This is a genomic window from uncultured Brachyspira sp. (genome assembly GCF_944390845.1).
GTDB classification, from domain to species: domain Bacteria; phylum Spirochaetota; class Brachyspiria; order Brachyspirales; family Brachyspiraceae; genus Brachyspira; species Brachyspira pulli.
In genome coordinates this window covers 21,527-31,284 of record NZ_CALXRM010000038.1, presented here as the reverse complement: position 1 = coordinate 31,284, position 9,758 = coordinate 21,527, and the positions used below count along the sequence as shown (strand labels likewise).

Genomic DNA, 9,758 nt, shown 5'->3' with positions numbered 1-9,758 from the left:
AGTTTTTTATATATTCAAATAAAAAACTGTGAGCCTGTGTATACTTTAGTATACACAGCCTACAAGCGAACAGTTTTTTATATATTATGGAATAAATAAAATGTCGCCTTCTATTATTTGAGGTAAGCTGTTAATTATTTCTCTAACTGCTAAAAATGAATTTGACTTAATAATTAAATTAATTTTTTGAGTGGTGCCATAATATTGTATTGCTATTTGTTTTAAATCTTCATTCTGTTTTACTAAATGTTTGGAAGGCATAAATATAAAGTTTTACTCCTTTTCAATTTATAAATAATATACTATTTCTTTTCCTTTTGGCAGTATTTCTATTTCCTGTATATTTAATTTATTCAATGATATAAAATCATCTATATTTTCTAAACTTCCATAAAGCTCGCTTACTAATTCAAATATATTTCTATCTTCATCTAATATTATTTTATTTGCTGAAGATAGATTGAAAGCATTATTAACAAGGTAATTTTTAGTTTGTGATATTAACTCTAGTATATTATTATAGTCTGATTCATCATCTGTGAAGGATAAAGATTTTATATTATCATCTAACCATCTCTGAATATTATTATAATTATTATTTATTCTATCATTAATTTCTAATGCTTTATCCCTTGTTTTTATTTCAGAATATATAACAGACTGACACATTCCAGCAGCAGCTGTATACATAAAAACTTTATCTATAGCAAAATTTATATTTGTTATATTAGCATCATATATAGATTTATTATATTTAGTTTTTAATTTTGGATTAATTAGGTTTTCAAATATATCAAGTTTACTGCTTACATCATAATTAGGTATTTGAGCAGGAATAAGCATAGCACTCATAAGCATATTTATTGCATTAATAGGCTTATTTCCTATTTCATTTATTGTATCTATAAATGAATCATTTAAAAGTTTTAATATACTGTCATAATCATCATTTATGCCTGCTATATAAGATATTTGATTAAATACATCTGTAAAAGACTGTGTTGCTATATCTCTGATTGTTATAAGTTCTCCAACAGAGGTAACTGCAAAAGTTTTAACAAAATTAAATGAAGCATATTGAGCATATACATCAACACAATTTTGTATTTTATCAATTATATTAGATATACTTCCTAATAAAGAATTGTCAGTACGTATATTATCTTCTATGAATATTATTTCAAATATGCATTGATTAGCATTATTGACTATACCATCATTTCTTTTTATAGTTCCAAAAGGTACTACTTTTTTTATACCATATTTAGGGTGAATTAATGTTCCTCTGCCTTTTTCTTTTAAGGCTTTAATAAATCTGTCAGCTTCCAAGTCATAGTTTTCACCGCAAAATATTATATTGAGAGGATATCTGTTTTCTCCGACTCCCATATCCTGAACATAAGCACCATCTATATCAGGAAAAATAAAAGATGTTGTTTTCTTATCAAATTCATAAGAAACATCTTCATAAAGAAAATTAAAAGGTATGCCGCTTGGAGATATATAACTTGCTTCTAATAATCTATCTTCCCAAGACATTTAAAAAGCTCCTGAAGGCTTGAAAGTTATATTAGGATTTTTTGTATTAATAGGTCTTGTCATTTTTGCTTTTCCTGTAGTATCTCTTATTTCTACAATTCCTTTAGTTGTATTTTCTATAGTTTTAGTTACATTTGCTCTTTCTTCTTTTGTTGTAGGTGCTACAAGAGAGCTTTTAATATCATTCATTTTTTCAGATAATCCGCTTGTTATATTTCCAACTAATGGTATTTTAGAAATTAAACCTAATACATTTTGTAAAGGAGTTATTAATAAAGCTATGATTCCTTTTCCAATTTCTATTAAAGCACTTTTTATTCCATTTTCTTTGAAAGCATTAATAACATTTTTCCATACAGCAAGCAAAGTTCTAACTAAATCTATACCGATTTTAAAAGGCATTATAAAAGCCTGCAGAAACCAAGGAGCCGAATCTATAAACTCATATATTTTATTAAAAAGATTGTCTAAAAAATTGAGTGCTGTATTTACAAAATTAATAACAGCATTTTTAACAGTGTCCCAGTTCTTTATTAAAATATATATTAATCCTATTAATATACCTACTGCTATAATTATTATACTAATTGGATTAGCAGCCATTATTATATTAAAAGCCATTTGAGCAATCGCAGCAGCAAGCATAATAGTTTGATATGCTTTAAATGCAGCAACTATAGCTAGTATAATAGGAATAAAAGGTTTTAATATACTAATTATTGTAATAGAAGTTTTTATTAAATTAAACATGAAATTAAGTATAGTTTTAAAATCAATTTGTTTTACAAAATAAAATATACGTGAAACTATATCTTTTACTTTATTAAATATTGAATTGAAATCTATCTGTTTTATAAAACTAATAATATCAGATATAGTATTTTGAATATTATTGATTATATAGTCAAAATCTATTGAAGATACAAATGTTTCTAGTTTTGAAGCAATATCTTCTACATCTATACTTTGTATAGCTTTTAAAATAGAAGAACTTATTTTTATTAATCCCGGTAAAAATACACTTCCTAGTCTTGCCAGTATTTGACTTATAGTAGTTCCTATAACTCTTCTTTGATTTGCCAGAGAATTATCCATAGTTCTTAAAAAATCTCCCTGAGCATCTTTACTGGCTTTCATTAAATATTTATATCTGTACATAGTTTTTTCTGCTGATGTAAGAGATTTCCAATCAATATCAAATGCTTCTTCAAGATTTCCAACACTCATATCTATACCTAATGCTTTTAAAGGTTCTGTTTCTCCGCTTATTCCAGATTTTATTTTCTCAAAAGCATCTTCAATATCTAAATTATAAAAACTAGCCATATCTCCAGCCAATGCTGACATATTTTGACTCATAGTAACTAATTTATCGCCTGCAATTCCGCTGCTTTTCATCATAGCACCTAATGTACTTGTAAACTTTTTAGCTTGAAGCTCTGAAAGTCCGAAAGACTGTAAGGCTGTTTTGGACCATTGATTTATTTTATCAGCATTTTTTCCAAATGTAACATCAACTACGTTTTGAACTTCTGTTAAATCGCTTGCTAAATCTATGGCATCTTTGCTTATTTTTATAAAAGCAGCACCTGCTACACCTGCTGCTACTGATGAAGCTATGCCTATTTTAGCTGTAATTTTTCCTATACTTGATACTGCTTTTGAAACATTTTTACTAAAATTATCTTTGAACTTTAATGCTTCTCTTTGTGCTTTGGCAAAGTCTGTCTGTATAGAAGCTGATAATTTATTGCTTGACTTTTGCATATTCCTAATAGGGGCTGTAAATTGATCTATAGCTTTAAATACTGCTTCTATACTATATTTGCTTGCCATAAAAAACCTTTCATTTTTTTAGTTTAGATATTTCTTTTTGTGTTTCTATCAAACTGCTTATTAATGGATTATAAAAAAATTTTATCTGTTCTATAGTCATATTTTCTATATTGGGTAATGAACTATAATCTGAACATATTTGCAAAAGCATAGTGCATATTCCTGATATTCCTAATACTTTTGTTTCTCTTCCGTTTTTAGCTATTATAGAACTTACCCTTGTATAAAAAGTATCATAATAGCTTGTAACAATTTGCTGTCTGCTCCGTCTAAATTGGATATAAATTTAGGATCTCTTCCTATCATATTTGCTATTACTGAATACATCTTATGGACATTTTCTTTTTCTTTATAATTATCCATAGACATATAATCAGCACCTTTCAAACGTCTTATTTTTAATTCTTCTCCTGATTTCTCTGAAAACTCTGATACAATATACTTTAAAGTTCTATCTTCTTTATTGATAGTGAGTCTTCCCTGCATAATAGCTTTAATAATTGTATTTTTTTGTTTCTCAAAGCCTTCTTTATCTTCTTCGCTCATTGTAGAAACATCATTATCTATGTCCCACATTTCGCAAAAGTCATTAAACTCTATTTCTGCTGTTTTTCTTTCTATTTTTATTTCCATAAATTATCCTTGTTTTTCAAATGTTCCCTGAAAACTTACTGTTTTTGTTTGTTCTTTTTTAGAAGTATAAGCATCTCCGACTATTTGTCCTAAACCGCTGAATACATCTCCGTTTATAGTAGTAAATGATATTTGTACAAACTCATGTTTGTTCATTACGTTTTGTAAAAATTCTTCATCTCCTCTGCTGTCATCTATAACTATAGGTATATCATTCAATTCAGAAGGTTTTATTGATTTTACAAGTCTTTGAGTACCATCTCCATTAGGTTTAACTTCATTAGTAAAACCTCCCGGAAAGAATTGAGCATCAACTTCTCCATCTACTCCAAAGTTTCTGCCATCAATATATATTCCTTTAATAGGTCCGCCAACTCCTGCCATATTTCCTCCTATTTTTGCTAATAAAAATTGTTCGCTTTAACTAGTCTGTCAAGTAAACTTGCCAGACGCTCACAATTTTTATCATTATCTTTTTAATATTCAAAATATTATTTTTTATTATTTTTATACTCGCCTCAGCCTATAATCAGCAAATAAATAAATTTATTTGATTGTTTCGGCTCGCTTTTATTATTGCTAATAAAAATTGTTCGCTTTAACTAGTCTGTCAAGTAAACTTGCCAGATGATCACAATTTTTATCATTATCTTTTTAATATAATATTATTTTTTTATTGTTGTTATACTCACCACAGCCTATAATCAGCAAATAAATATTTCGGCTCGCTTTTATTGTTGCTAATAAAAATTGTTCTATCTATTATTATTTTTCTAAATATACTCCTACATATATATCTCCGCTTATTATTTCAACATTGCCAGATATTTTTACTGGAAATGTCCAATTAATTCTTTTAGGATTTTGTTTATCTATAGATGCTGTTATATTTGCTTTTGTGAACTCTTTATCACTAATAATTGCATTTTTCTCCAAACTGTCAGCCAATGTCATTAAAGCAGCCTTAGCATTCTTAGGCTGTTTGGCTGTAGGATTTTCTGTTACAGCTGAATCAGGCAATAGTGGAGCACCTTTCCATTCATCACTTGCAAATATTAATTCACAGTTAAATAATACGTTCATAATTTTTACTAAATCACAAACATATTTATAAACTCCTATATCATCATTAGCAGGGTGATAAAATGTAACTATATCATTTAATACAGCTGTATTTCCTACTTTAATATTTGTAGAGCTTCCTAATTTAACTGCATTATTTCTTACTGTATAATCTTCCTGTTCTTCATCTTTTCCAGATTCAAGCTGAGTTAAATATCCTTTGTAATTTTGAGGAGGATTATTATTTGCTGTACTAACAATATCTTTTGCTAATCCTCTTGCTGCTATGCAGAAAGGCAATTCCCTGCTTCCTACACTTGTAATTAAAAAGTTTATTCTATCTGTTATTTGAGCATCTCCATTAGTAATAGCTGTTCTAGTATTGAAATCATCTGTACAGCCATTTGCTACTAAACAAGGCTTTCTAATTAAATTATTCCATCTTCCTTCACCAAAGTTTCTATATTTAGATAATGTATCTTCATCATCATAATTTAAAAGATTTAATATGAATGTTTCCCATACTTCTCCTATTTTATTTAATGCAGTATCTACATCAGGATTTAAAGCACCATTAGCAAATTTAGTAATTGAAAAAGTAAGTCCTTTAACTATTGCTTCGCTTATATCTATACTTATTTGATTACCGCTTTCTCCTTTCCATTTAGCAATAATAGGAAGTTTAGAATCAGATATTTCTCCAGTAGTTACAGGCATTTCTAATATACTATCTATAGAAGTTTTTATTTTTGTTAATACAGAATCTGCATTATCTCCTTTAGATACTAAAAATTGACAGGCTATTCCTCCTATATATATTTTTACAGATTTTTGTTCTGTTGCATTTCCTGTTACTGTTATTTCTCCATTAGCAGCTACTGAACTTTCTTTATCTGTAAGAGGGTATATAGTTACTGGAATACCGCCTATACCGTCATTATTTGTAGGAAAAAGCATTCTGCATGCAAGATGTATAGGAGAACCGTATCCGTATTTTTCTGCTACATCTCCTAAAGTTGTTACTAAATATTTATCTAATGTATATTGTGCATTTGAATTTCCCTGTCCTATAATTGCTATTCTTTGAGGTAAAAACACAGCACTTCCTACATTAAAATTACGAGGTGTTACATCTATACCTAAAACTCTGGATAAAGCACTAACATCTACACTCATATAATTAATATCTCCTATTATTGTTATGTTCGCCTACACCTATTAGTATCAGCATAATAAATTATGCTGATGGTTTCGGCTCACTTATATAATCTGTATTAAGTATTATTTAACTTTTATTATATTGTTATGTTCGCCTACACCTATTAGTATCAGCATAATAAATTATGCTGATGGTTTCGGCTCACTTATATAATCTGTATTAAGTATTATTTAACTTTTATTATATTGTTATGTTCGCCTACATATTAGTATCAGTTGTTGGCTTACTTATATAATTAGCATTAAATATCACTTTGCCTGTATCATTTAATAAACATTCACCTACTATGCTTTCTAATACTACAGGATCTTCTTCAAAAGAATATTCAGCATAATCAACAATTAATGTTAATCTGCAAACTGCTACGCTTTCTGAAGAATTAGAATCACTATTTTGAGTCAATTTTTCTCTTTTTGTGATATAACGTCTTACTACTAAACCTTCTAAACCTAAACATAAATATCCGCTATACATTAATATATTTCTTATTATAGTGGATATTCTATCAGCCTCTTTGCTTGAAGCCTCATCTGCATTTTCATCAAAACTCTTATTTTTAAAAGCATAACAATCTATATAAAAAGTACCCTGCGATTTTTGTCTTACAATATTCATACTTCCTGATTGTGTAAGATTATCGCTTTCAAATGTAATATTAACTAATGGCAAAGTACCTTTCTCATCGCCGTTTATTTCATTAGAATAAATTAGCCAAGGATTTATTCTTTCTACATAAATATCTATATTGTATTTGTTATCATCTTTTCCTTGTTCTTTGGCTAGTTTCTTTTGATTTTCAAGCTCATATTTTAATATACTAGCTATCTTTAAACGTATAATTTCAAAAGTATCTTTCTTATCAATTAGTTTATTTATTATTGCATTCATATTAATTATTATGCTTCATTTATTCTTTTATAGGTATTTTATCAATTTTCATAATTTCAAGAACTAAATTATATATACCTAAAGTTCTGTCTGGTCTTATCTGCTTTATTGAGAAATAAAATTCTTCATTATTAGTATTTATATAGCTTAGAATCCAATTTTTAGAAGGGTAGGTAAAACCTTTATTTTTTAAAGTTTCTATACAGCATGTAATTTCTACCTGTCTTGAAGATACTCCAGCCATAGTATTAGTGTCTAAAAAAAATCCTATATCAGAAACATTGCATATAATAGGTTCTATTTTTGTACCATCATTAAATTTAAACTCTGTACCAAAACCATTATTAATATCTTCTAATGTAAATCTTAAATCTTTTTTAGCTTGCTCTAGTAGATTCAATTTCTTTTAGCTCCCATATTTTTAGAGTATTTCTTTTCTTTATTTTCTTCTTCTGAAATAGTATTATTTTCTTGCTGACTGCTTGTTTCTGTATTATCATCTTTTTTATCTTCTTCTATTTTCTCTATAATTTTAGCATTCAGCAATTTTTCTGCATTTCCGTCTAATAAACTTTCATCTATTTCTTCAAGTTCATTTATAATACCTTTCCTAGTAGAAATTGCTTTACCTTTACATATCCTATATTTCATTTGACTCTCCTTACTTCAATAAAATCATACTGTTGTTTTTATGCATCCGAAACTATCTAGTGAAACAGGAATTAAAAGCGGTCTTGTAGATATTTCAGCAGATAAACTATCAGCTGGTTCATTAAGCCAAGCTCTTATTGTGTATGCTCTGTTTTCAAGATTCATATAACTAGGTATTATACTTTCTAAGCGAGGATCTACTCCAGTTATAGTAGATGATGTGCAGTATATTTTTCTGAAATCACAATTAATACTTTCTGAATCAGGTATCATTATAACTTTATCAGGATCAAGGAAATTAACATCTTTTCCGCTTGCATTTGTATAATATCCTTCATAACAGTAACATCTAAATCTATTAGTACCTATAAGAAGCTCACCTAAATAATCAGCATCATCATATAAATATTTAGGATCTACTATTCCTACATTAGCATTTCTAAGATTTAACTTATCTTTTATTTTGGAGTTATTGCAATAATTCTCCCAAGCATTAGAGCCGAATATAATATTTACAGCTCTTGTTTTTCCATCTTTTAATATTTCTTTATAAATATTGGATATATCTTTGTCAGGATCTGAATTAGTATAATCAGACCAAGCAGTCGATACTGTAACTATATGGCTTGCTTTAGGCTTATAATCTATCTCATAAACATTGTTTCCTTTATCATCTTGCAATGTTAATTTTCCAGTTTGAAATATTTGAGAAGCCTGATATTCTATATTTCTTGCTATTGCCAATTCGCCTTCACGCATTTTATCCATTATTCTTGACTGTAAATCTGCTATATATGGAACATTTGCAGATGCATAAGGATCTAAACCAAATACTTTAGTATCTATATCTTCTGCTGTTATATCAAAGCCTATGGCGACTTTAGGGGGAGTGAACTCTTTTTCTGTATATTCTGTTCTTATTAGTTTTGGAGAATGTTCTGATAAAGCAGTAACAACTGGTGCTACTTTTGAAGAACTTCTCATTATATCTATTTTTACTTTCCCAGCACTTACTATATCTCTTGGTGTTGTCTTAAACCATTTACTTAAAAAAGGATTAAGAACTGGTCTTTCTTTATATGACTTTAAAAAAGCCTCTCTAATATTTGGCATGTAAACTCCTATTGCTGCTATACTCGCCTCAGCCTATAATCAGCAAATAAATAAATTTATTTGCTGGCTTACCCAAAGGGTACCTACTTGGTCGGCTCGCTTTTTTATTGCTGCTATACTCGCCTCAGCCTATAATCAGCAAATAAATAAATTTATTTGCTGGCTTACCCAAAGGGTACCTACTTGGTCGGCTCGCTTTTTTATTGCTGCTATACTCGCCTTAGCCTATAATCAGCAAATAAATAAATTTATTTTTACAACTAATTGGCTTTGACTCGCTTTTTATATTCACTTCTATAATAATTAAAAATTATCACTTTCCATTACTGCTAATAAAAATTGTTCGCTCGCTATGCGTGCCTATGGCAATAGCTCTGTCAAATAAATTTGCCAGAGGCTCACAATTTTTATAAATAGATCTATAATATTTAAAAATTATTACTTTCCTATCTCTATGTAACTTTCTAAATATATAGAATACATTCTTAATTTATCTTTTATTTCTGTTGTGATTCCAGCTCCTGCTTCTTGACCTTTTAAAATTACTCTGTTTATATCAGCACTTCCAGAAAGCATTACTCCTACAGGATAATCGCCTGCTTCTGTTTCTTCTACATCATTTAAAGCTATGCCTACTGGATCGCTTGAACCTGTTTCATAAGGTTTGTATTTGTCGCCGTTTCTCATTAATATAGTGCCTTTTTTAATAGGGCTTGAAGCTTCAAGAGTAACTAAAGCTGTTTCGCTTTTTAATACATTTCTTATTACTCCATCGTATGATATTTTTTCTTCGTTGATATTACTCATTCATATACTC

General features: G+C 28.5%; 12 protein-coding genes. All 12 read right to left on the bottom strand.

Annotation, left to right across the window (positions count from 1 at the left end):
* Nucleotides 1–84: 84 nt before the first annotated feature.
* Nucleotides 85–261 carry a hypothetical protein gene (locus tag Q0K52_RS08870; protein ID WP_014487955.1) on the bottom strand — a complete coding sequence of 59 codons (177 nt, stop codon included), beginning with the start codon at nt 259–261 and terminating at the stop codon, nt 85–87.
* Between the two features lie 27 nt (nt 262–288).
* Nucleotides 289–1,539 (bottom strand): DNA circularization N-terminal domain-containing protein, encoded by a 1,251-nt coding sequence (locus Q0K52_RS08865; RefSeq protein WP_297298590.1) that lies wholly within the window; start codon nt 1,537–1,539, stop codon nt 289–291.
* Complete coding sequence (locus Q0K52_RS08860; protein ID WP_297298588.1) at nt 1,540–3,375, bottom strand: hypothetical protein; 1,836 nt, start codon at nt 3,373–3,375, stop codon at nt 1,540–1,542.
* Between the two features lie 10 nt (nt 3,376–3,385).
* Nucleotides 3,386–3,526: a hypothetical protein gene (locus tag Q0K52_RS08855; RefSeq protein ID WP_014487959.1), complete on the bottom strand. Its 141-nt coding sequence runs from the start codon at nt 3,524–3,526 to the stop codon at nt 3,386–3,388.
* A gap of 62 nt (nt 3,527–3,588) precedes the next feature.
* Nucleotides 3,589–4,008, bottom strand: coding sequence for a hypothetical protein (locus Q0K52_RS08850; protein ID WP_297285448.1), 420 nt, complete (start codon nt 4,006–4,008; stop codon nt 3,589–3,591).
* A 3-nt stretch (nt 4,009–4,011) separates the two neighbouring features.
* Complete coding sequence (locus Q0K52_RS08845; protein ID WP_020003535.1) at nt 4,012–4,392, bottom strand: hypothetical protein; 381 nt, start codon at nt 4,390–4,392, stop codon at nt 4,012–4,014.
* A gap of 381 nt (nt 4,393–4,773) precedes the next feature.
* The gene (locus tag Q0K52_RS08840) at nt 4,774–6,246 is read right to left on the bottom strand and encodes a phage tail protein (protein WP_297298586.1); all 1,473 of its coding nucleotides are present in this window, start codon (nt 6,244–6,246) and stop codon (nt 4,774–4,776) included.
* Nucleotides 6,247–6,487: 241 nt separating this feature from the next.
* Nucleotides 6,488–7,177 carry a hypothetical protein gene (locus Q0K52_RS08835; RefSeq protein WP_297298584.1) on the bottom strand — a complete coding sequence of 230 codons (690 nt, stop codon included), beginning with the start codon at nt 7,175–7,177 and terminating at the stop codon, nt 6,488–6,490.
* A gap of 19 nt (nt 7,178–7,196) precedes the next feature.
* On the bottom strand, nt 7,197–7,577 hold the full coding sequence (locus tag Q0K52_RS08830) for a hypothetical protein (RefSeq protein ID WP_297298583.1): 381 nt from the start codon (nt 7,575–7,577) through the stop codon (nt 7,197–7,199).
* The gene (locus Q0K52_RS08825; RefSeq protein ID WP_297298581.1) at nt 7,574–7,828 is read right to left on the bottom strand and encodes a hypothetical protein; all 255 of its coding nucleotides are present in this window, start codon (nt 7,826–7,828) and stop codon (nt 7,574–7,576) included. Before Q0K52_RS08825 ends, Q0K52_RS08830 begins: the two co-directional genes overlap by 4 nt.
* A 24-nt stretch (nt 7,829–7,852) precedes the next feature.
* Nucleotides 7,853–8,941 (bottom strand): major capsid protein, encoded by a 1,089-nt coding sequence (locus tag Q0K52_RS08820; protein WP_297298579.1) that lies wholly within the window; start codon nt 8,939–8,941, stop codon nt 7,853–7,855.
* 438 nt (nt 8,942–9,379) lie between these two features.
* The gene (locus Q0K52_RS08815) at nt 9,380–9,748 is read right to left on the bottom strand and encodes a hypothetical protein (RefSeq protein ID WP_297298577.1); all 369 of its coding nucleotides are present in this window, start codon (nt 9,746–9,748) and stop codon (nt 9,380–9,382) included.
* Between the last annotated feature and the right edge of the window lie 10 nt (nt 9,749–9,758).

Coding starts and splice junctions, on each gene's coding strand:
- Q0K52_RS08855 (WP_014487959.1), bottom strand. CDS start 3,526: ATGCTTTTGCAAATATGTTCAGATTATAGTTCATTACCCAATATAGAA.
- Q0K52_RS08815 (WP_297298577.1), bottom strand. CDS start 9,748: ATGAGTAATATCAACGAAGAAAAAATATCATACGATGGAGTAATAAGA.
- Q0K52_RS08825 (WP_297298581.1), bottom strand. CDS start 7,828: ATGAAATATAGGATATGTAAAGGTAAAGCAATTTCTACTAGGAAAGGT.
- Q0K52_RS08865 (WP_297298590.1), bottom strand. CDS start 1,539: ATGTCTTGGGAAGATAGATTATTAGAAGCAAGTTATATATCTCCAAGC.
- Q0K52_RS08845 (WP_020003535.1), bottom strand. CDS start 4,392: ATGGCAGGAGTTGGCGGACCTATTAAAGGAATATATATTGATGGCAGA.
- Q0K52_RS08840 (WP_297298586.1), bottom strand. CDS start 6,246: ATGAGTGTAGATGTTAGTGCTTTATCCAGAGTTTTAGGTATAGATGTA.
- Q0K52_RS08835 (WP_297298584.1), bottom strand. CDS start 7,177: ATGAATGCAATAATAAATAAACTAATTGATAAGAAAGATACTTTTGAA.
- Q0K52_RS08850 (WP_297285448.1), bottom strand. CDS start 4,008: ATGGAAATAAAAATAGAAAGAAAAACAGCAGAAATAGAGTTTAATGAC.
- Q0K52_RS08870 (WP_014487955.1), bottom strand. CDS start 261: ATGCCTTCCAAACATTTAGTAAAACAGAATGAAGATTTAAAACAAATA.
- Q0K52_RS08860 (WP_297298588.1), bottom strand. CDS start 3,375: ATGGCAAGCAAATATAGTATAGAAGCAGTATTTAAAGCTATAGATCAA.
- Q0K52_RS08820 (WP_297298579.1), bottom strand. CDS start 8,941: ATGCCAAATATTAGAGAGGCTTTTTTAAAGTCATATAAAGAAAGACCA.